The sequence below is a fragment of the Variovorax sp. 01T432 genome, assembly GCF_056398605.1.
On sequence record NZ_JBFTPS010000028.1, the window covers coordinates 14,769 to 35,635 of the forward strand.

The following is a 20,867-nucleotide window of genomic DNA, read 5'->3' on the forward strand; positions in this document are numbered from 1 at the left end:
TCAGACCCGATCGATGATCTTCTCGCCGAACAGCCCCTGGGGCCGCACGAGAAGGAAGACGAGCGCCAGTACATAGGCGAACCAGATCTCGATGCCGCCGCCCAGCATCGGGCCGAGATAGATCTCCGACAGCTTCTCGCCGACGCCGATCAGCAGGCCGCCGATGATCGCGCCCGGAATCGAGGTCAGCCCGCCGAGGATCACCACCGGCAGTGCCTTCAGGGCCACCAGCGAGAGCGAGAACTGCACGCCGAGCTTGGAGCCCCAGATGACCCCGGCCACCAGCGCCGAGAACCCCGCCACCGACCACACGATGACCCAGATGCGGTTGAGCGGAATGCCGATCGACTGGGCCGCCTGATGGTCGTCGGCCACCGCGCGCAGGGCCCGTCCCGTGGCCGTCTTCTGGAAGAAGATCGCCAGAACCAACACCAGGGCGGCCGCCACCAGCGCGGCCACCAGGTCTTCGCCGCTCAGCAGCAGCCCGCCCTCGAAGATCCCCTCCAGCACCATCGTCGGCTCCTTGGGCATGCCGACATCGATCTTGTAGATGTCGTTGCCGAACAGCGTCTGCCCCAGTCCGTCGAGAAAGTACGCAATGCCCAGCGTCGCCATCAGCAGCGTGATGCCTTCCTGGTTGACCAGCCGGCTCAGCGCCAGGCGCTCGATCAGCCAGGCCACCACCACCATCACGGCCATCGCCGCGATGAAGGCCAGGATGTTGGCGAGCACCAGGCTCTGGAAGCCGAACCACAGCGGAAACCATTCGGCGAAGCGCGCCATGGCGAGCGCGGCGAACAGCACCATCGCGCCCTGCGCGAAGTTGAAGACGCCCGAGGCCTTGTAGATCAGCACGAAGCCGATCGCGATCAGCGAATAGAGCATGCCGACCATCAGGCCGCCGAAGAGAGTTTCGAGAAAAAAGCCCATCAGTGTTCCGTCCCCAGGTAAGCGCGAATGACGTCTTCGTTGTTGCGGACCTCGTCGGGCGTGCCGTCGCCGATCTTCTTGCCGTAGTCCAGCACCACCACGCGGTCGGAGATATCCATCACCACGCCCATGTCGTGCTCGATCAGCACGATGGTGGTGCCGAACTCGTCGTTCACGTCGAGGATGAAGCGGCTCATGTCCTGCTTCTCTTCCACATTCATGCCCGCCATCGGCTCGTCCAGCAGCAGGACCTGCGGCTCCATCGCGAGCGCGCGGCCAAGGTCGACGCGTTTCTGCAGGCCGTAGGGCAGGCGCCCCACCGGTGTCTTGCGGTGCAGCTGGATCTCGAGGAAGTCGATGATGCGTTCCACGAACTCGCGATGCCGCAGCTCCTCGCGTTCCGCCGGGCCCCAGCGCAGGGCCTGGGCCAGCAGTCCGCTCTTCATCTTGAGATTGCGTCCCGTCATGATGTTGTCGAGCACGCTCATGCCCTTGAAAAGCGCGAGGTTCTGGAAGGTGCGCGCCACCCCCATCTCGGCCACCTGGCGCGAGTTCATGTGCCTGAACTGGTGGCCGCGGAAGGTGATGGAGCCGTGCTGCGGCTGGTAGACGCCGTTGATGCAGTTGAGCATCGAGCTCTTGCCCGCGCCGTTCGGGCCGATGATCGCGCGCACCTCGTGCTCGCGCACGTCGAAGCTGATGTCGGTCAACGCCCTCACGCCGCCGAAGCTCAACGAGATGTTCCGCACGTCGAGGATGAGCTCGCCGATCTCTCTGCCGCTCATGCCGCCGCCTTCACGAGCGGATAGTTCCGCGCCTCGACGATCGCCAGCGTGGCGCTCACCACGCCCGTGCGGCCGTCCTCGAACTTGACCTGGGTCTCGATGTACTGGCCGGTCTTTCCGCCGTAGAGCGCCTCCAGGAGCACCGCGTACTTCTGGGCGATGAAGCGGCGCCGCACCTTGCGCGTGCGCGTGAGCTCGTCGTCGTCCGGGTCCAGTTCCTTGTGCAGCACCAGGAAGCGGGCGATCTGCGTCTCGCCCATGCCATCCTCGGTCGCCAGGTCGGCGTTCACCTTGGCGACGCATTCGCCCACCAGCGCCAGCACTTCGGGCTTGCCGGCCAGGTCGACATAGCCGGCGTAGGCCAGTCCGCGCCGCTCGGCCCAGTTGCCCACGGCCTCGTAGTCGATGTTGATGAAGGCGCACACCTCGCCGCACCCGTCGCCGAAGCACACGGCTTCCTTGATCTGCGGAAAGAACTTGAGCTTGTTCTCGATGTAGTTGGGCGCGAAGATCGCGCCGCCGGAGAGCCGGCCCACGTCCTTGGCGCGGTCGATGATGCGCAGGTGGCCCTCGGCGTCGAGCACGCCGGCGTCGCCGGTGTGGAAGTAGCCGTCGGCGTCCAGCACCTCCGCCGTCGCGTCCGGGCGCTTGTAGTATTCCTTGAGCACCGACACGCCGCGCACCAGCACCTCGCCGTCGTCCGCGATGCGCAGCTCGATCCCGGGCGCGGCGCTGCCCACCGTCTGCAGCTTGACCTTGCCGTCCCTCTGCAGGCAGACATACGCGCAGGTCTCGGTCTGGCCGTAGAACTGCTTGAGGTTGACGCCGATCGAGCGGTAGAAGCGGAACAGGTCGGGGCCGATGGCCGCGCCGGCGGTGTAGGCGACGCGGATGCGGCTCATGCCCAGCACGTTGCGCAGCGGCCCATAGATCACGACATTGCCCAGCGAATACATCGCCCGGTCGAGCAGGCTCACCGGCGCGCCGTTGAGGATGTCGGCGCCCACCCGCCGCGCCAGCGCCATGAACTTTGCGTACAGCCAGCGCTTGGGCGCGGACGCATCTTCCATGCGAATCGACACGGAGGTCAGCAGGCCCTCGAAGGTGCGCGGTGGCCCGAAGTAGTAGCTCGGCCCGATCTCGCGCATGTCGTTCATCACCGTCTCGGCCGACTCGGGGCAGTTCAGCGTGAAGCCGCCGACCAGCCATTGCGCCACCGAGAACAGGTGGTCGCCGACCCAGGCCATCGGCAGGTAGCTCATGATGTTGTCGCCGGGCCCGAGCCGATCCGTCTCCACGCCGCCGCGCCCGGCCGCGATGAAGCTCGCATGCGTCTGGCACACGCCCTTGGGCCGCCCGGTGGTGCCGGAGGTGTAGAGGATCACCGCCACGTCGCCCGGCTCGCCGCTGGCCACGCACTGATCGAAGACGCCGGCATGCGCCTGGTCCCATGCGCGCCCGCGTTCGCGCAGTTGCTCGTAGCCCATCAGGCCCGGCTGGTCGTAGTGGCGCAGGCCGCGCGGGTCGTCGTAGACGATATGGCGAAGGCGCTGCCCCTTCGGCATCAGTTCGCGGCACTCCAGCAGCTTGTCGACCTGTTCCTGGTCTTCCGCGATCACGAAATCGATGGCGGCGTCTTCCAGCATGAAGACCATCTCGCCGGCCACTGCATCCTGGTAGAGCGGCACCGGCACGCCGCACAGGCCCTGCGCCGCCACCACCGCCATGTAGAGATGCGGCCGATTGGCGCCCACGATCGCCAGGTTGTCGCCGGCCTTGAATCCGAGGCTCGCGAGCCCGCAGGCGATCTCGCGCACCTCGTCGGCGACCTCGGCCCAGCTCCAGGTCTGCCAGATGCCGAGATCCTTCTCGCGCACGGCCGGCGCGTCGGGCTGCTGCCGCGCATGGGCCAGCAGCAGGCGGGGAAAGGTGGTGGCTTGGGTCTGCACGATGGGTCGGACTGTAGGACCGACTTTGACGCCAGCTTGTCGTTACGACGACAATCCTAGGGACACCCCTCCCCGGAGTTTCCCGATGACCATTGGCGGTGCCCCCGGCGCTTCAACCATTCGCGACCGCGTGCGGCCGGCCAGCGCCGAAGAGCTGGGCAACATCCCCTGGCTGCAAACGCTGACGCCCGCCGAGCGCCTTCGCGCCGAAGCTGCCGTGGTCGTGGGCGAGGCCGAGCCTGGCGATCTGGTCTGCCGCATCGGCCGACCGCCGACCTACTGGTTCGGTGTCGTGGAGGGCCTGCTCAAGATGAGCAACGACAACGCCGACGGCACCTCGATGACCTACAGCGGCCTGCCGCCCGGCGGCTGGTTCGGCGAGGGCACGGCCCTCAAGCGCGAGCCCTACCGCTACAACATCCAGGCGCTGCGGCGCAGCCTGGTGGCGGGGCTGCCGACCGACGATTTTCATTGGCTGCTCGACCATTCCATCGGCTTCAACCGCTTCGTGATGAACCAGCTCAATGAGCGGCTCGGCCAGTTCATCGCCGCACGCGAGGCCGATCGGCTCAACAACCCCGATGCGCGGGTGGCGCGCAACCTTGCGGCGCTGTTCAACCCCGTGCTGTTTCCGGGCGTGGGCGAGCTGCTGCGCATCACCCAGCAGGAGCTGGCCTACCTGATCGGTCTCTCGCGCCAGCGCGTCAACGAGGCGCTGCGCATGCTGGAGCGGCAGGGCGCGATCCGCGTGGAGTACGGTGGGCTGCGCGTGATCGACCTCGACGCGCTGCGCGGCAACGCGGTGGCTGGCAAGAGCGCGGGCGACTAGCCGCTCAGGCGTTGGGCTCGGCGGTGAGCAGCGGCATCGACGCATCGCGTGCCACGACCTGGCGGACCAGTCTCTCGATGGCGTAAGGACGCAGGTAAGCCGCGGTTTCCTCCACCGGGCAGTGCAGCCAGTCGTCGATCCATGCTTCCCGAAGGAAGACCGCCCGGCGCTGGGAAGGGTGGTCCTGGGCGGGCAGTGTCAGCAGGGCGAAGCTCTCGACGCATTCGCCCGTGGGCGAGCGCCATCCGTTCCACAGGCCGGCCAGCGCCAGCGGCTCGCCGTCTTCGCGCGACACGCGGACCACCGACTGGTCGTCCTCGCCCCTGCGGAACAGCGCGTCCGCCAGAATGACGCAGCGATGGCCGCGCTTCCAGGGCTGGTAGAAATTGCGCTCGCTGGCTGCCGTTTCGCCGCGCGCCGCATGGGTGAGGGGATAGTCCCGTTCCTTGGCGAAGAGCGGGATCAAACCCCAGCGGCCGGTGGCGGCCTCGCAGCGCGCCGCCAGTTCGCTGCCTTCGCGGTCCCCCCGTGGCCGGCGCACGAAGAGGCCCTGCTCGCCCGGCCGAACCATCGCCGTCTGCGGCTGGCACGCCAAGCCAAAGCGCTTGACGAAGTGGCGCGGCTCTCGGGTCGGCTGGAATTGAATCGGCATGAGGGCACTTTAAGAAGCACGGTCGAGTTTCGTCAACACGCCGTTAGCATTGGCGGGCCACGGCGCTGCACCGGCGCTGCACCATTTCACGAGATCCCGCTATGACTTCATCCCATCTGACCATCATCACCGGTGCTTCCCGCGGTCTGGGCCGCGCCATGGCCTTGCAATTGTCGCAGCCCGGCCGGCGCCTGCTGTGCATTTCGCGCCGCAGCGACGAGCAGCTCGCTGTCCACGCGCGCGAGGCCGGCGCCGAGCTGGAGCAGTGGCAGCAGGACCTGTCCGACCCGGTGGCGGCCGCCGCGCGCCTCGGGGCCTGGCTTCGAGGCCTCGACGGGCGTGCCTTCGACAGTGCGACGTTGATCAACAACGCCGGCACCATCGGGCGCGCGGCCCCTTTGTCCGAGGCCGTGGCCGTCGACCTGTCGCTGGCGCTGCGCGTGGGGCTGGAGGCGCCGCTGCTGCTGACCGCCGCCTTCCTGGGCGCGACCAAGGCCTGGCGTGCCGAGCGCAAGGTGCTCAACATCTCCTCGGGCTTGGGCCGCAGCGCGATGGGTAGCCAGGCCTCCTATTGCGCGGCCAAGGCCGGCATGGACCACTTCACGCGCGCCGTCGCGCTGGAAGAGCAGGGCTTGCCTCACGGTGCGAAGATCGTCTCGCTCGCGCCCGGCGTGATCGACACCGACATGCAGGTGGAGCTGCGCGGCAGCGAGGCGGACATGTTCCCGGATCGCGCGCGCTTCGAGCGGCTGAAGGCCGAAGGCAAGCTCGACTCGCCCGCCGCCGCCGCCGCGAAAGTCCTGAACTACCTGGCCCGCCCCGACTTCGGCGGTAACCCCGTGGCGGATGTCAGGGATTGACCCCCGGGCTTCGCGTGTTCATGGGCTCACCCCCAGGCTTCGCGCACTTCGTGTCGCTTCGCCTACCCCCTTGCAGGGGGCGCCGCCGGCGGCCCGGCGAAGCCGGTTCCGTGGCGGCTCACGAGTAAGACCGCCCCATTCCGCGCAGGCGGCCCTTGGGGGTTATTCGATTCTTGCTCCGGAGGCTTCGACGATCGTCTTCCACTTGAGGTAGTCGGTCTTCAGCAGCGTCGAGAACTGCTCGGGCGTCATGGCCTGCGGCTCGGCGCCCTGGGCAATGATGGCGGCCTTCATCTCGGGCGTGGCGAGCAGCTTGTTGACCTCGGCGTTCACCGTCGTGACGATCTCCTTGGGCGTGCCCGCCGGCATGAAGAGACCGTACCAGGTGGCGACGTCGAAATCCTTGTAGCCCAGCTCCGCCACCGTCGGCACCTCCGGCAGCGAGCTGCTGCGCTTGGCCGAGGTCACGGCCAGCGCGCGCAGCTTGCCGGACTTGATCTGGCCCATCGCCGAAGGCAGCGAGGACACCATCAGGTCCACGTTGCCCGCCAGCACGTCCATCATGGCGGGGTTCGAACCCTTGTAAGGCACATGCCGCATCTTGATGTGGGCCGCCGTGTTGAAGATCTCCCCGGCCAAGTGGATGGTCGTGCCGTTGCCGGGGGAGCCGAAGGTGATCGTGTCGGGCGCCGCGCGCGCCGCGTTCACCACATCGGCCAGCGTCTTGAACCTCGATTCGCTGCGCGTGACGATCACCACCGGCGTGTAGGCCACATGCGCCACGGCCACCAGGTCCTTGGTCGGGTCATAGCTCAGGTTCTTGTACAGCCAGGGCGCGACGACCAGGTTGTCCTTCTGCCCCATCACCATCTCGTAGCCGGAGGGCGCCGAGCGCACCGCTTCCGTGATGCCGATGGTGCCGCCCGCGCCCGCCCGGTTGTCCGCCACCACCGTCCACTTGCTGACTTCGGTGAGCTTGGTCGCCACCAGGCGCGAGAGGATGTCCGTGCCCCCGCCCGGCGGGAAGGGAACGATCAGGTGCAGCGGCTTGGCGGGATAGGGTTGGGCCTGCGCGAGCGTGAAGGCCAGCGCGAGCGCGATGAAGGAAAGCAGTTTGCGGATCATGGTTTGTCTCTTCGTTTCAGGCGCAGCCTGAATGGTGCGCGTGATGGGTCGGCGAGTATGCCGCAACGAGAGAAGCCAAGGGCTCGCGATTCGAGGTGGCCGCCGTATCGAATCGAGATTTCCCGCCGCGGTGGCCGCCGGCGGGCAAGCGGGTCAGTGAATGGTGGGCGGCCCGAGATCGTCGTTGCGGTGAATGAAGGCCGTCACCACGGGCACGCCGCGCGCGCAGGGCCCGCGCGATTCGGTGCGCCGCTGCAGCGCTGCAATGCCGGCCATCATCGCCGCGCCGTAGGTCGGCATCGGCCCTTCGGCGGCATCGACCGGCCGGCAGTCGTGGCCGTCCTGCTTCTGCAGCACCCAATAGAAATGGCCGGCGATGGGTTCGTCGACCACCAGTGCAATTGCTTCCGTGTCCATGAGCTTTCCTCTCGTCGCTTGTTGAGGGGGGTTGTACGCAGTGCATGGACGAACCGGTATCAACGAATTCACGGGAAGTCGGCCGGCGATCAGAAAGAAAAGCCTTGTGTGGAAATACGCACGCCGCGCTGGCGGCCGTGGCGTGCACGGCACGGACCCGCGGGAGCTAATCCCTTCGGCTCGGAGGCGTTTGGATGGAGTGGCCGCCCTATTGTAGAAACGCGGGCGCGGATCGAGCTGTCACGGTCCGCGACTGCATGCTCCAACGAGCATGGCAATCCTCAACATCAACACGCAAGAGATTGGTATGACCCCTGAACAAAAACTTGAACTCTGGATGGCCGAAGAAAGCGCCACCCTCGAGCGGCTCGAGCGCGGACCCGGGCCCGGCGTCGCGCATCCCCACCAGCTCGCGGGCAAGTCCGGTCTGGAAATCATGCAGGAGATGATGCGAGGTGAACTCCCCTACGCGGAGTGCGCGAAGTCCTTGAGCTTCTGCGCGATCAAGGCCGACGCCGGTTATGCGCTCTTCCAGGGGACGACGAGCCGCAGCCAGCTCAACCCGATGGGAATCGTCCATGGAGGATGGATCAGCTCGGTCCTCGACTCGGCATCGGGCTGCGCGGTCCTCTCCACCTTGCCGCCCGGCGCGATCTATTCGACGATCGGGCTGGACGTGAAGTATCGCAAGTTCCTCACGTTGAAGACCGTGCGGGTGCGCGCCGAAGCCAGGGTGACGCGGGTCGAAGGTCGTGACGCATTCGCCGAGGCCACATTGTTCGGACCCGACGACACCGTGTTCGCCGAGGCCTCTAGCAGGTGCCGTCTCGCTGAGATCCCTTCGAGGCCACAGGCTCAATGATGCGCTGGGCCGGTATCAGTACCCTGAAGAGCGTGCCCCGGCCGAGCGTCGATCGGACTTCCACCGTGTAACCCATCCGATTGGCGAATCGCTTGACAATCGCCAATCCCAGGCCGACACCCTTTCGCTTCGAAGCGTCGCCATCCGCCGCTTCGCGGTGGAAGGCGTCGAAGATGCGGTCATGGGCCTCGCGCTTGATGCCCGGCCCCTGGTCCCACACTTCCAGCGAGAGGAACGCGCCCCGGCGGCGCGCGCACACCAGGACACTCTTCCGGGTGTACTTGAGCGCATTCGAGACCAGGTTCTCCAGCACCCGCAGAAGCATCGAGGCATCGGTGGCAACGACGGCCCGGGCCCGTCGGATGCGCAAGCTGATGTCGTCATGCTCGGACACGTTCTCGAAATTGAGGGCGAGTTCCTGAAACAAGGACTGGATGTTCGTCGGCGTCAGTTGCACGCCGCCGTCCATCGATTCGATGCGCGCGAACTCGAGCACGTCGTTGACGTAGAGCTGCAACGAATCGATTTCCTGGCTGAGCCTTGCGAGCGGCCATTGGGCCGCATGGACGTGCGCCGTCTCGTGCATGACCGACGCCACCCACAGCTTCGTCGCGTGAAGTCGTTGTCGAAAGTCGTGGCTGGCTTCCGCGAAGAACTCGGACCTCGTCTCGAGCGTCTTGTATGCGGCGCGCCTCAGGGCTTCGAGCTGTTCGTTGGTCTCGATCTGCTTGTGCAGGGTCCTGTCGAGTTCGTTGGCCCTTGCGATCTGCGACCGGACCTCGAGGATCGAGACGAAGATGTTGAGCCACAGAATGACGGCGATGATCACGTTGAAGGCCAGCAGGGTGGCCAGCGTGGCGGCCTGGTGCCGCCAGAGGCTGTACGAGAACGCGGCCCACAAGGCGAGGTAGTAGATCATCGAGGTCAGCGGCGTCGCCGGCCACATTCCCGTCATCGAGATCGATATCGACAGGAATCCGATGCACATGACGAGTTCGCGCATCGTCAGCGTCGGGCCCGTGAAGAGCTCGATGGTCCAGATCCAGAAGGCACCTCCGACGACCCCGCTCAGGAAGGGCAGGCTCGTGAGCATCGGCGAGGGCGCGACCTTCGACGGCGGCAGCCTGTAGAGCGGCGCGAACATCAGCATCCGCAGCACCCACGACACCAGGAAGGTCGAGGCCCAGGCCCAGACCATCCGCGGCGGCAGAAGCGGTTCGGACGCATGCGCGACCAGCAATCCGATCACCGTGACCCATGTCGCCACCTGCTGCATGGCGAACTGCCGCATCGCCAGATGCTTGTGGGCCGGACTCACCCTGAGCATCAGATGGGCGGCGGCCTGCCTGCTGAGAAGGGCCGCCGCGCTCATGGGCCGCTCCCCACGCCGACGCTCAGGAGGCCGTGTCGGATCGCCTGCTGCACCGCATGGGCACGCGAATGGGCGCTCAGGGCATCCATCGCGAAATCGATGTGGGAGTTCACGGTGCCCGGATGCAGCGCGAGCAGCCGGGCGATCTGCTTGGTGGTCTTGCCCTCGCTCACGAGCTGGAGACATTCCCGCTGCCGCGAGGTCAGGCGCGGCGCGGGTTCCGATGCGCCCAGCGGATTGTCCGGTGGGAAGACGATTTCGCCCGCGATGGCGCGATTGAGATCCTTCACCAGATCCTCGGTCTCCACCGCCTTCAGGATGTAGCCGCGAAAGCCGCCGGCGGCGATCTGGGCGATGTAGTCGCGCCGGCGCTCCCCGGTCAGCACGCAGGTGATCGGTGCCTTGCCGAGCCGCTGGATCTCCATCGCGAGCGAAAGCCCGACGGCGCCGGGCACGTCCAGGTCTAGGAGTATCAATCCCCATCGGTCGCGTTCGCGGTGCAGTGCTTCCAGCGCCTTCTCTGCCGTATTTCGGACCTGGATCGAAGCGACCCGGGGGTTCAAGGAAATCTTGTACGAGGCCGCTTCCGACACGAGCGGCTGATCCTCCACGAGGAGAACGTCGATCATCTAAACCTCACCTTCCTTAGCTTGGGCTTCACGGATCTGTGTCCGTTGTCCAGCGGATGCTAAACAAGTTTCGAGCGGTGCCGGCGTGCACGCCGTTGCAGTCTTGCCGCAGCGGTCAACCACTGAAACTTCACGATTGATGCGTCGTGCGGCCGCAACTAGATTTCCGGAGTCATCCACACATCAGCCAGAAAACATGAATCTCCGCCTCGGAACCGAATCGATCGTCTTCTGCATCGTCATGACGGTGCTTGCCGCCATGGAGTACAAGTCCTGGCCGTATCTCAGGCCGCGCGACCTTCGAGTCGTCGAGGAGGCTGTCGAAGCGCAAGCGTTGGCGACCCGGTTCGAGGAACCTCGCGTCGAATGTGATTGAGCGCCCGCAGCGGCGCCATCTTTTTTTTACGCTTTCTTTACGCCCGTCGCGCGACTCTGTTCCCTGTTTTTACGCCCCCCTGCCGAGACTGAGGGCCTTGAAATGTCTCGAATGCAGGAGTGACAGATGGACATCGTTTGGATCGTCGTGATGGCGGTTTTCTGGATCGCGATGTGCGAAGCCGTGGTCGGCTTGCACAAGCTCGAATCCCCCAGGGAGGAGCGCTCGTGATCAGCCTTGAAGTTCTCTACGGCTTCGCCGGACTGATCGCCGTGATCCTCTTCGCCTACCTCGTGTTCGCGCTCATCTGCGCCGAGGAGTTCTGAAGTGACCAGTTCCGCCTGGGGCCTGCTGGCCCTCTATCTCGTCGTGCTGGGCGTGCTCGCCTGGCCGCTCGGACGCTTCCTTGCCGCGATCTGCGACGAGCGCCTTCCGCGCTGGATGCAGCGCGTCGAAGCGCCGCTCTACAAGCTGGCGGGCACCTCGCCCGGCAGCTCGATGCACTGGCGCGCCTATGCGCTGGCGCTGCTGGCCTTCAATGCGCTCGGCGCCCTGACGGTCTACGGCCTGCAGCGGCTGCAGGGCCTGCTGCCGCTCAATCCCGCGGGCATGGCGGCGGTCTCGCCGGATTCGTCCTTCGACACCGCCGTGTCCTTCGTCACCAACACCAACTGGCAGGGCTACACCGGCGAGGCGACGATGAGCTATCTCACGCAGATGCTCGGCCTCACGGTGCAGAACTTCTTCTCGGCCGCGACCGGCATCGCGGTCGCGTTCGCGCTGGCCCGCGGCTTCGCCGCCCGCCGCACGGACGGCAAGGGCTTCGTCGGGAACTTCTGGGCCGACGTCACGCGCATCACCCTCTGGGTGCTGCTGCCGATCGCCTTCGTGCTGGCCCTGTTCTTCGTAGGCCAGGGCGTGATCCAGAACTTCGACGCCTACAAGACCGTGACCACGCTCGAGACCACCGCCTACCAGCAGCCCAAGCTGGACGCCGGCGGCCAACCCGTGCTGGACAAGGCCGGCGCGCCGGTGATGGAAGACGCGACGACTCCTACGCAGACGATCGCGATGGGCCCGGTCGCTTCGCAGGAGGCCATCAAGATGCTCGGCACCAATGGTGGCGGCTTCTTCAACGCCAACTCGGCGCACCCCTACGAGAACCCGACCGCGCTGGCAAATTTCATCCAGATGCTCGTGATCTTCCTGATCCCCGCCGCGCTGTGCTTCACCTTCGGGCGCGTGGTGGGCGACCAGCGCCAGGGCTGGGCGATCCTGGCGGCGATGACGGTGATGTTCGTCGTGGCCGTCGTCGTCCTCACGCCGGCCGAGCAGGGCGGCAATCCGCTGCTGTCACCGCTGGGCGTCGACCAGGTGTCCACCGCGCTGCAGTCCGGCGGCAACATGGAAGGCAAGGAGGTGCGCTTCGGCATCAACGCGTCGGCGCTGTTCGCCGCCATCACGACCGCCGCCTCCTGCGGCGCGGTGAACGCGATGCACGACTCGCTCACGCCCCTGGGCGGCATGGTGCCGATGGTGCTGATGCAGCTGGGCGAGGTGGTGTTCGGCGGCGTCGGCACCGGGCTCTACAGCATGCTCATCTTCGCGATCCTGGCCGTGTTCATCGCGGGCCTGATGATCGGCCGCACGCCCGAGTACCTCGGCAAGAAGATCGAGGTGTACGAAATGAAGCTGACCTCCATCGCCATCCTGGTCACACCGATCCTGGTGCTGATGGGAACCGCCATCGCGGTGGCCACGACCGCCGGCAAGGCGGGTATCGCCAATCCCGGAGCGCACGGCTTCTCCGAGATCCTCTACGCGTTCAGTTCGGCGGGCAACAACAACGGCAGCGCCTTCGCCGGCCTCTCCGCCAACACGCCCTTCTACAACGCGCTGCTCGCCGTGGCGATGTGGTTCGGCCGCTTCGGCGTGATCGTGCCGGTGCTGGCCATCGCGGGATCGCTGGCCGCCAAGAAGCGCCTTCCCGTCACGGCCGGCACCATGCCCACGCATGGGCCGCTGTTCGTGACCCTGCTGATCGGCACCGTGCTGCTGGTGGGCTTGCTGAACTATGTGCCGGCGCTCGCCCTCGGGCCGACCGTCGAGCACCTGATGCTGTGGAAATGAGACCACCGACCATGAAAAAGAATCCCTCCCCAGTTCCCCTGGGCGAACTCGTCCAGCCCGCGGCCGTGGCCGAAGCCAAGGCCCTGGCCAAGAAGAAGAAACATCTCGCGCTCTTCGATCTCGACCTGGTCCGGCCCGCGCTGTGGGCCGCGTTCGCCAAACTGAGCCCGCGGGTGCAGTGGCGCAACCCGGTGATGTTCATCGTCTACATCGGCAGCATCCTGACGACCTTGCTGTGGGCGCATTCGCTGAGCTTCCCGGGAGATACCGGCATGCCGCCCGCCTTCGTGCTTGCGGTGTCGATCTGGCTGTGGTTCACGGTGCTGTTCGCGAACTTCGCCGAAGCCCTGGCTGAAGGCCGCAGCAAGGCGCAAGCCGCCTCGCTGCGCGGCCTGCGCAAGGACACCTGGGCCAAGAAGATGTCCGAGCCCTTCCATGGCGGCAAGTGGCTGCCGCTGCAGGCGCCTGAACTTCGCAGGGACGATGTCGTGCTGGTCGAGGCCGGCGACGTGATCCCGCTCGACGGTGAAGTGATCGAAGGCGTGGCCTCGGTCGACGAAAGCGCAATCACCGGCGAATCGGCACCCGTGGTGCGCGAGTCGGGCGGCGACTTCTCCGCCGTCACCGGCGGTACGCGCGTCCTGTCGGACTGGCTGGTCGTCCGGATCACCGTCAACCCCGGCGAATCCTTCCTGGACCGCATGATCGGCATGGTCGAGGCCGCCAAGCGCCAGAAGACGCCCAACGAGATCGCGCTGACCATCCTGCTGGTCGCGCTGACCCTGGTGTTCCTGATGGTCACGGCCACGCTGCTGCCGTACTCGGTGTTCAGCGTCGCCGCCGCGGGCGCGGGCACGGTGGTGTCGCTGACGGCGCTGGTCGCGCTGCTGGTGTGCCTGATCCCGACAACCATCGGCGGCCTGCTCTCGGCCGTCGGCGTGGCGGGCATGAGTCGCATGATGCAGGCCAACGTGATCGCCACCTCGGGCCGCGCGGTCGAGGCCGCGGGCGACGTCGACGTGCTGCTGCTCGACAAGACCGGCACCATCACGCACGGCAACCGCCAGGCCAGCGCCTTCCTCACGGCGCCGGGCGTCTCGCAGGAGAAGCTGGCGCGCGCCGCGGTGCTGGCCTCCCTGCCCGACGAAACGCCGGAAGGGCGCAGCATCGTCGAGCTGGCCCGTCGCGGCGGCACGGACGACAAGGGCGTCGAAGGCGCGCACTTCGTGCCCTTCACGGCGCAGACACGCATGAGCGGTGTCGATCTGCCGGCCGCCGCGAACAGCCTGGATGCCGACGCGATCCTGCTGCGCAAGGGAGCGGTCGACGCGGTGCGCCGCCATGTGGAAGCCCTCGGCGGCTCGATGCCGGCCGAAGTGCTGCGCGCCGCCGATGCTGTCGCCCGCCGCGGCAGCACGCCGCTGGCCGTGGCCGAAGGCAAGCGCGTGCTCGGCGTCGTCGAACTCAAGGACATCGTCAAGACCGACATCAAGGAACGCTTCGCCGAGTTGCGCCGCATGGGCATCAAGACCGTGATGATCACCGGCGACAACAAGCTGACCGCTGCCGCCATCGCGGCCGAAGCCGGGGTGGACGACTTCCTCGCCGAAGCCACGCCCGAGGACAAGCTGGCGCTGATCCGCAAGTACCAGGCCGAAGGCCGCCTGGTCGCGATGACGGGTGACGGCACCAACGACGCGCCCGCGCTGGCGCAGGCCGATGTGGCCGTGGCGATGGGCAGCGGCACGCAAGCCGCCAAGGAGGCCGCCAACATGGTCGACCTCGACTCCAACCCGACCAAGCTGCTCGAGGTGGTGGAGACCGGCAAGGCGCTGCTCATGACGCGCGGCTCGCTCACCACCTTCTCGATCGCGAACGACGTGGCGAAGTACTTCGCCATCATCCCGGCGATCTTCGTGACGACCTACCCGCAGCTGGGCGCGCTCAACATCATGCGGCTGGCGAGCCCGTCCTCGGCCATCCTGTCGGCGGTGATCTTCAATGCGCTGGTGATCGTGTTCCTGATCCCGCTCGCGCTCAAGGGCGTGCGCTATCGGCCGGTGGGCGCCGCGGCCCTGCTGCGCCGCAACCTCGCCATCTACGGCCTGGGCGGCCTCATCGTGCCCTTCATCGGGATCAAGCTCATCGACTGGCTGCTCGTCGCGGTCGGCCTGGTCTGAAAGGACAGTCATCCATGAAAAACATCATTCGCCCCGCGCTGGTGCTCTTTGTTCTGCTGAGCGCGCTCACCGGCGTCCTCTACCCCTTCGTCGTGACGGGCGCGGCGCGGGCCATCTTTCCGACGCAGGCCTCGGGCAGCCTGGTGGTGCTCGACGGCACCACGGTCGGCTCGGTGCTGATCGGCCAGAACTTCAGCGACCCCAGGCACTTCTGGGGCCGCCCGTCGGCCACCTCGCCGATGCCCTACAACGCGGGCTCGTCGGGCGGCTCCAACCAGGGCCCGCTGAACCCGGCTCTGGTCGATGCGGTCAAGGGCCGTGTCGAGGCCCTGCGCGCGGCCGATCCGGGCAACACGGCACCGGTGCCGGTGGATCTGGTCACGGCTTCGGCCAGCGGGCTCGATCCGCACATCAGCCCGGCCGCCGCGCGCTACCAGGCGGCGCGCGTGGCGCGTCTGCGCAACCTGCAGCTCGACCACGTCGAGCAGCTGATCGAGGACAACACCGAGACGCCGCTGCTGGGCTTTCTCGGCGAAGCGCGGGTCAACGTGCTCAAGCTCAACCTGGCGCTCGACGCCGCGAAGAAGTAAGGAGCACCTGTCATGGCCTATGCCGCTTACCGCGAACACCCGCTGGTGACCCGAATATCCAGCACGACGTCGTTCCAGGTGCTCGACGTCACCGTGACCTGCGCGGACGCCCTGCGCGTGCGCGAGGCGATGTCCCGCTGCCCCGACGCCGGGGTGGTGCGCTGCGAGCCGCTGCTGAACGGGCGCGGTTCGCAGGAGAGCGATGCGCCGCGCGTGCGGCTCATGATCCGCCTGCCGCTGTCGAGCTATGCCCAGGTGCTGCATCGCCTGATCGAAGCCGTGCCTGCCGGCGAGGTCGGTCGCCTCGTGTCCTGGCGCGATCACCTCGCGCGCTGTGGCCTGCGCCATGGGCGGTGAAATTCTTCGCGCCTTCTGCGCGCTGGCAGTCCTCTTCATTCCCCTGGGCTTCGCCTGGTTCGTGGTGTCGCGCACCGCGCGGCGTCATCAGCACGGAGACCGGCGCCAGGATCGGCCGATGAAGTAATCTTCGCCGCCTTGCCCTCCATGCCCGAAGACAACCGCCCCGATCCCGACGCCCTGTTGGCCCAGCTGCGCGCGGACGAAGAGCGCGCGCAGCGCGGCAAGCTGCGCATCTACCTGGGCGCGAGCGCCGGTGTCGGCAAGACGTGGGCCATGCTGAGCGCCGCGCAGCGCGAACGCGCCGCCGGCCGCGACGTGCTCATCGGCGTGGTCGAGACGCATGGCCGCAGCGAGACGGCGGCGCTGCTCGCCGGCCTGGCGGCGCTGCCCCTGCGCCAGGTCGCCTACCGCGGCAACACGCTGTCGGAGTTCGATCTCGACGCCGCGCTCGAGCGCAAGCCCGCGGTGCTGCTGGTCGACGAGCTGGCCCATTCCAACGCCCCCGGCTCGCGCCATGCCAAGCGCTGGCAGGACGTGCAGGAACTGCTGGCGGCCGGCATCGACGTCTGGTCCGCGCTCAACGTGCAGCACCTCGAAAGCCTCAACGGCACGGTCGGCGCCATCACCGGCATCCGCGTACAGGAGACCGTGCCGGACACGGTGCTCGACGAGGCGGACGAGGTGATCCTGGTGGACGTCACCGCGGACGAGCTGATGCAGCGGCTGGCGGCCGGCAAGGTCTACCTGCCGCAGCAGGCCGAGCGCGCGGCGCAGAACTTCTTCCGCAAGGGCAATCTCATCGCGCTGCGCGAGATCGCGCTGCGGCGCACGGCCGAGCACGTGGAAGACGACGTGCGCGGCTGGCGCGTCGAACAATCCGGCCCGCAGGGCAGCACCGGGCCGCCGGCCTGGAACACCTCCGGCGCGATCCTCGCCTGCGTCGGACCCCACGAAGGCGCGGGCCAGACCGTGCGCACCGCGGCCCGGCTCGCCAGCCAGCTCAACGTGCGCTGGCATGCGGCCTATGTCGAGACCCCGCGCCTGCAGCGGCTTGCCGCCGCGCAGCGCGACAGCATCCTCGCGGTGCTCAAGCTGGCGGAGGAACTGGGTGCGGAGACGGCGGTGCTGACCGGCGTCGACGTCGCCGAGGAGCTTGCCGCGCAGGCGCGGCGGCTCAATTGCGCCACGCTGGTGGTGGGCCGCGCGGAGCCGGCCCGGGGCTGGCGGCGCTGGTGGGCGTCCCCCGTGCTGACGCGAGAACTCGCGCGCCATGCGCCGGGGGTCGACATCGTCGAGGTGGCGCGCGCCGAGAGCTCGCGCCGCCTCGCGCGCGCGCGTCCGGGCGGGCGCGGCGACGCCGATGTCGAAGACACCGACCGCCCGTATGCCCGCTGGCCCGGCTACGCCTGGGCAACCGGCACCAGTGTCGCGATCACGCTGCTAGCCACGCCGCTGTCGCACGTGCTGGAGCTGTCCAACATCGTGATGCTGTTCCTGCTCGGCGTGATCGGCGTGGCGATGCGCTTCGGGCGCGGTCCGGCGGCCTTCGCCGCGCTGCTCAATGTCGCGGCTTTCGATTTCTTCTTCGTGCCGCCGAGGATGTCGTTCAGCGTGAGCGACGTGCAGTACGTCCTGACCTTCGTGATCATGCTCGGCGTCGGCCTGCTGGTCGGCCAGCTCACCGCGGGGCTGCGCTTCGCGGCCGGGGTGTCGGCCAGCCGCGAGCGGCGAGCGCAATCGCTGTTCGAGCTCACGCGCGAGTTGTCGGCCGCGTTGGAAACCACGCAGGTGGTCGCGCTCGGCGCCGCCGCCGTCCAGGGCCATTTCGGCGGCCATGCGCTGGTGCTGGTGCCCGATGCCGCCGACCGGCTGGTGATGCCCGCCGCGCCGCCGCCGGGCTTCGATGCCAGCGTCGCGGACTGGACCTTCCGCCAGGGCCAGCCCGCCGGCCTCGCGACCGCCACGCTGGCGGCGCAGCCCTGGCACTACGTGCCGCTGAAGGCGCCGATGCGCGTGCGCGGCGTGCTGGCGCTCGAGCCGGCGCAGCCGCGCTGGCTGCTGATCCCGGAGCAGGCGCAGCAGCTCGACACCCTGGCGCGGCAGATCGCGATCGCGCTGGAGCGCGTGCACTACGTCGAGGTGGCGCAGCAGGCCGTGGTCGAGATGGAGTCGGAGCGCCTGCGCAATGCGCTGCTGGGCGCGATCTCGCACGACGTGCGCACGCCGCTGACGGCGCTGATCGCGCTGGCCGAATCGCTGCAGGCGATGCCGGAACCACCCACGGCAAACGGGGCCGGCGGCTACCGCGCCGTGGCGCGGGCCATCGTCGCGCAAGCCCATCAGCTCCATGCGCTCGTGAGTAACCTGCTGGACATGGCGCGCCTCGAAAGCGGCATCGCCGGCGGCGCCGTCAACCTGCGGCGCGAGTGGCAGTCGGTCGAGGAGGTGGTCGGCTCGGCCATCCGCGCGGCCCGGCCCGCGCTCGGCGACATGGTGGTGCAGACCGCGTTGCCGGAGGATCTTCCGCTGGTCGAATTCGACGCGGTGCTGATCGAGCGGGTGCTGGTCAATCTGCTGGAGAACGCCGGCAAGTACGGCGCGACGCCGATCGTGGTCGGCGCGCGCGCGACCGAGCGCTCGCTGGTGCTGAGCGTGCGCGATCACGGCCCGGGCCTGCCGCCCGCGCTGAAGGGCCGCGAGCAGACGTTGTTCGACAAGTTCACGCGCGGCCAGGCGGAATCGGCCACGCCGGGCGTCGGGCTGGGGCTGGCGATCTGCAAGGCGGTGGTCAGCGCGCACGGCGGCGAGATCGCCGCGGCGAATGCCGACGGTGGCGGGGCAGAATTCACGGTGACACTGCCGCGCCGGGAGCCGCCTGAGTCCGCGGAGTCCACCGAACTCACCGCCTGAAGCCATGCCCAACATCCATCCCACCGCCATCGTGATCGAGGACGAGCCGCAGATCCGCCGCTTCGTGCGCGGCGCGCTCGAGGCCGAAGGCTGGCTGGTGCACGAGGCCGGCACGCTGCGCGACGGCCTGGCGGCGGCCGGCACGCGGCAGCCGGACCTGATCGTGCTCGACCTCGGGCTGCCCGACGGCGACGGCGTCTCGCTGATTCGCGACGTGCGCGGCTGGTCGGCCGTGCCCATCATCGTGCTCTCGGCGCGCACCGACGAGGCCGACAAGATCGCCGCGCTGGATGCCGGCGCCGATGACTTCCTGAGCAAGCCCTTCGGCACCGGCGAACTGCTGGCCCGCGTGCGCGCGAACCTGCGCCGCCCGCGCACGGCCAGCGGCGGCGAGGAGCCCGAGCCGGTGTTCCGCTTCGGCGAGGTCGAGGTCGACCGCACGGCGCGCGTGGTGCGGCGCGCCGGCAGCGAGGTGCATCTCACGCCCACCGAATACCGGCTGCTGTCGGTGCTGGTGAGCAACGCCGGTCGGGTGCTCACGCAGCGCCAGCTGCTGCGCGAGGTGTGGGGCCCCTCGCATGGGGAGCAGAGCCACTACCTGCGCATCTACATGGGCCATCTGCGCCAGAAGCTGGAGGCGGACCCGGCGCAGCCGCGGCATCTGCTGACCGAGACCGCGGTGGGCTACCGGCTGGTGCCCTGACTTCCTGCTCCGGCACCCCTCTTCATGGGGGTGACAGGCACCTCGGCGGCTGGCCTAATCGCCCCCACGTGGTCGTCGAAAGGAGTGCTTATGACCTACTTTCGAACAGCTGCATTTCTCGCCGGCTGTGCGCTGATCGTCGCCTGCGAATCCCAGCCCGGCGTGATCTTCGTGGCGGACGGAAGCGACTTCGATGTGATGGGCCTGACCGACGCGCAGGACACATGCAACACGCCCGGCCGGCTCGCCTACCTCAGCTGGTGGGACGGCGAAACCCTGCGAGGGTGCTGGTTTCGGGAGCGCGGCGAGATCCGGGTGTGTTTCCCTGGTCTGGACGACAGGCTGATCCCGGCCGGGGAATTCCGCCCGACCGAGTTCGCTTCGTATCGGGGCCTTGACCAGGACTGAGCCGCGCGACAATCGCCGGATGACCGAAGCGACCGCACCTTCACGCCTCAACAAACGCATGGCCGAGCTCGGCCTGTGCTCGCGCCGCGAGGCCGACGACTGGATCGCGCAGGGCTGGGTCAAGGTCAACGGCCAGGTGGCCGAGATGGGCGTCAAGGTGACGCCGGCCGACCGCATCGAGGTCGACAGGAAGGCCCAGAACCAGCAGCAGCAACAGGTCACGATCCTGCTTCACAAGCCCATGGGTTATGTGAGCGGCCAGGCCGAGGACGGCCACGAGCCGGCGGTGGTGCTGATCAATCCGCGCACGCACTGGCGCGAGGACCCGAGCCGCAACCGCTTCTCGCCGCCACAGCTGCGCGGCCTCGCGCCGGCGGGCCGGCTGGACATCGATTCGGTGGGGCTGCTGGTGTTCACGCAGGACGGGCGCGTCGCGCGGCAGCTCATCGGCGAGGACTCGGGCATGGAGAAGGAGTACCTGGTGCGCGTCTCCTACGGCCCCGTCGCGCAGAACTCCCAGGCGGCCTTCCCGCGTGAAGAGCTCGCGCGCCTGCGCCATGGCCTGAGCCTCGACGGCCAGCCGCTGAAGCCGGCCCGGGTCGAGTGGCAGAACCCGGAGCAATTGCGCTTCGTGCTCACGGAAGGCAAGAAGCGCCAGATCCGGCGCATGTGCGAGCAGGTCGGACTCAAGGTCGTGGGCCTGAAGCGCATCCGCATCGGCAACGTGGTGCTGGGCAACCTGCCGGCGGGGCAGTGGCGCTACCTGGGTCCGCACGAGCGCTTCTAACTCAGCTGGGTCT

The 20,867-nt window shown here is 67.9% G+C and carries 21 protein-coding genes; 13 read left to right on the forward strand and 8 right to left on the reverse strand.

Going from position 1 to position 20,867, the window contains the following annotated elements; genetic code table 11:
- Genes AC1DNF_RS20705 through AC1DNF_RS20715 form a run of 3 tightly spaced genes read right to left on the reverse strand, consistent with a single transcriptional unit; the run spans nt 1 to nt 3,664 of the window.
- On the reverse strand, nt 1–930 hold the full coding sequence (locus AC1DNF_RS20705) for a branched-chain amino acid ABC transporter permease (protein WP_478150496.1): 930 nt from the start codon (nt 928–930) through the stop codon (nt 1–3).
- Nucleotides 930–1,715 (reverse strand): ABC transporter ATP-binding protein, encoded by a 786-nt coding sequence (locus AC1DNF_RS20710; protein WP_478150497.1) that lies wholly within the window; start codon nt 1,713–1,715, stop codon nt 930–932. The genes AC1DNF_RS20705 and AC1DNF_RS20710 overlap by 1 nt, the downstream gene beginning before the upstream one ends.
- Nucleotides 1,712–3,664, reverse strand: a complete 1,953-nt coding sequence (locus AC1DNF_RS20715) for an AMP-dependent synthetase/ligase (RefSeq protein ID WP_478150498.1) — start codon at nt 3,662–3,664, stop codon at nt 1,712–1,714. The genes AC1DNF_RS20710 and AC1DNF_RS20715 overlap by 4 nt, the downstream gene beginning before the upstream one ends.
- 85 nt (nt 3,665–3,749) lie before the next feature.
- On the opposite strand from AC1DNF_RS20715, the gene AC1DNF_RS20720 reads away from it, so the two are divergent.
- Nucleotides 3,750–4,493 carry a Crp/Fnr family transcriptional regulator gene (locus AC1DNF_RS20720; protein ID WP_478150499.1) on the forward strand — a complete coding sequence of 248 codons (744 nt, stop codon included), beginning with the start codon at nt 3,750–3,752 and terminating at the stop codon, nt 4,491–4,493.
- A 4-nt stretch (nt 4,494–4,497) separates the two neighbouring features.
- Here AC1DNF_RS20720 and AC1DNF_RS20725 read toward each other — a convergent pair whose 3' ends face one another.
- Complete coding sequence (locus AC1DNF_RS20725) at nt 4,498–5,145, reverse strand: SOS response-associated peptidase family protein (RefSeq protein ID WP_478150500.1); 648 nt, start codon at nt 5,143–5,145, stop codon at nt 4,498–4,500.
- 101 nt (nt 5,146–5,246) lie between these two features.
- Between AC1DNF_RS20725 and AC1DNF_RS20730 the strand changes: the two genes are divergently transcribed.
- Entirely contained in the window at nt 5,247–6,005 is a 759-nt protein-coding gene (locus AC1DNF_RS20730) for an SDR family NAD(P)-dependent oxidoreductase (RefSeq protein WP_478150501.1), read from the forward strand.
- 162 nt (nt 6,006–6,167) lie between these two features.
- Here AC1DNF_RS20730 and AC1DNF_RS20735 read toward each other — a convergent pair whose 3' ends face one another.
- Nucleotides 6,168–7,130: a Bug family tripartite tricarboxylate transporter substrate binding protein gene (locus AC1DNF_RS20735; protein WP_478150502.1), complete on the reverse strand. Its 963-nt coding sequence runs from the start codon at nt 7,128–7,130 to the stop codon at nt 6,168–6,170.
- Between the two features lie 153 nt (nt 7,131–7,283).
- Nucleotides 7,284–7,547 carry a hypothetical protein gene (locus tag AC1DNF_RS20740; protein WP_478150503.1) on the reverse strand — a complete coding sequence of 88 codons (264 nt, stop codon included), beginning with the start codon at nt 7,545–7,547 and terminating at the stop codon, nt 7,284–7,286.
- A 307-nt stretch (nt 7,548–7,854) separates the two neighbouring features.
- On the opposite strand from AC1DNF_RS20740, the gene AC1DNF_RS20745 reads away from it, so the two are divergent.
- Nucleotides 7,855–8,409 carry a PaaI family thioesterase gene (locus tag AC1DNF_RS20745; protein WP_478150504.1) on the forward strand — a complete coding sequence of 185 codons (555 nt, stop codon included), beginning with the start codon at nt 7,855–7,857 and terminating at the stop codon, nt 8,407–8,409.
- On the opposite strand, the gene AC1DNF_RS20750 is transcribed toward AC1DNF_RS20745, so the two are convergent.
- Nucleotides 8,360–9,781 carry a sensor histidine kinase gene (locus AC1DNF_RS20750; RefSeq protein ID WP_478150505.1) on the reverse strand — a complete coding sequence of 474 codons (1,422 nt, stop codon included), beginning with the start codon at nt 9,779–9,781 and terminating at the stop codon, nt 8,360–8,362. The two genes, AC1DNF_RS20745 and AC1DNF_RS20750, sit on opposite strands and share 50 nt — an antisense overlap.
- Nucleotides 9,778–10,410 carry a response regulator transcription factor gene (locus AC1DNF_RS20755; protein ID WP_478150506.1) on the reverse strand — a complete coding sequence of 211 codons (633 nt, stop codon included), beginning with the start codon at nt 10,408–10,410 and terminating at the stop codon, nt 9,778–9,780. The genes AC1DNF_RS20750 and AC1DNF_RS20755 overlap by 4 nt, the downstream gene beginning before the upstream one ends.
- A gap of 196 nt (nt 10,411–10,606) precedes the next feature.
- Here AC1DNF_RS20755 and AC1DNF_RS20760 point away from each other — a divergent pair, with 196 nt between their 5' ends.
- The 10 genes from AC1DNF_RS20760 (at nt 10,607) to AC1DNF_RS20805 (ending at nt 20,854) form a co-directional block, all read left to right on the forward strand.
- A complete protein-coding gene (locus AC1DNF_RS20760; RefSeq protein WP_478150507.1) occupies nt 10,607–10,786 on the forward strand; it encodes a hypothetical protein in 180 nt (59 codons plus the stop codon).
- 227 nt (nt 10,787–11,013) lie between these two features.
- Nucleotides 11,014–11,112, forward strand: coding sequence for a K(+)-transporting ATPase subunit F (gene kdpF / locus AC1DNF_RS20765; RefSeq protein ID WP_478150508.1), 99 nt, complete (start codon nt 11,014–11,016; stop codon nt 11,110–11,112).
- A gap of 1 nt (nt 11,113) precedes the next feature.
- The gene (gene kdpA / locus AC1DNF_RS20770; RefSeq protein WP_478150509.1) at nt 11,114–12,916 is read left to right on the forward strand and encodes a potassium-transporting ATPase subunit KdpA; all 1,803 of its coding nucleotides are present in this window, start codon (nt 11,114–11,116) and stop codon (nt 12,914–12,916) included.
- An 11-nt stretch (nt 12,917–12,927) separates the two neighbouring features.
- Nucleotides 12,928–15,096, forward strand: a complete 2,169-nt coding sequence (kdpB, locus tag AC1DNF_RS20775) for a potassium-transporting ATPase subunit KdpB (RefSeq protein WP_478150510.1) — start codon at nt 12,928–12,930, stop codon at nt 15,094–15,096.
- A 14-nt stretch (nt 15,097–15,110) separates the two neighbouring features.
- A complete protein-coding gene (gene kdpC, locus AC1DNF_RS20780; protein WP_478150511.1) occupies nt 15,111–15,686 on the forward strand; it encodes a potassium-transporting ATPase subunit KdpC in 576 nt (191 codons plus the stop codon).
- 12 nt (nt 15,687–15,698) lie between these two features.
- Complete coding sequence (locus AC1DNF_RS20785) at nt 15,699–16,043, forward strand: hypothetical protein (RefSeq protein ID WP_478150512.1); 345 nt, start codon at nt 15,699–15,701, stop codon at nt 16,041–16,043.
- A gap of 147 nt (nt 16,044–16,190) precedes the next feature.
- A complete protein-coding gene (locus AC1DNF_RS20790; protein ID WP_478150513.1) occupies nt 16,191–18,956 on the forward strand; it encodes a DUF4118 domain-containing protein in 2,766 nt (921 codons plus the stop codon).
- Nucleotides 18,957–18,960: 4 nt separating this feature from the next.
- Complete coding sequence (kdpE, locus tag AC1DNF_RS20795) at nt 18,961–19,659, forward strand: two-component system response regulator KdpE (protein WP_478150514.1); 699 nt, start codon at nt 18,961–18,963, stop codon at nt 19,657–19,659.
- Nucleotides 19,660–19,749: 90 nt separating this feature from the next.
- The gene (locus AC1DNF_RS20800; RefSeq protein ID WP_478150515.1) at nt 19,750–20,067 is read left to right on the forward strand and encodes a hypothetical protein; all 318 of its coding nucleotides are present in this window, start codon (nt 19,750–19,752) and stop codon (nt 20,065–20,067) included.
- A gap of 19 nt (nt 20,068–20,086) precedes the next feature.
- Nucleotides 20,087–20,854 (forward strand): pseudouridine synthase, encoded by a 768-nt coding sequence (locus AC1DNF_RS20805; RefSeq protein ID WP_478150516.1) that lies wholly within the window; start codon nt 20,087–20,089, stop codon nt 20,852–20,854.
- The last annotated feature ends 13 nt before the right edge of the window (nt 20,855–20,867 follow it).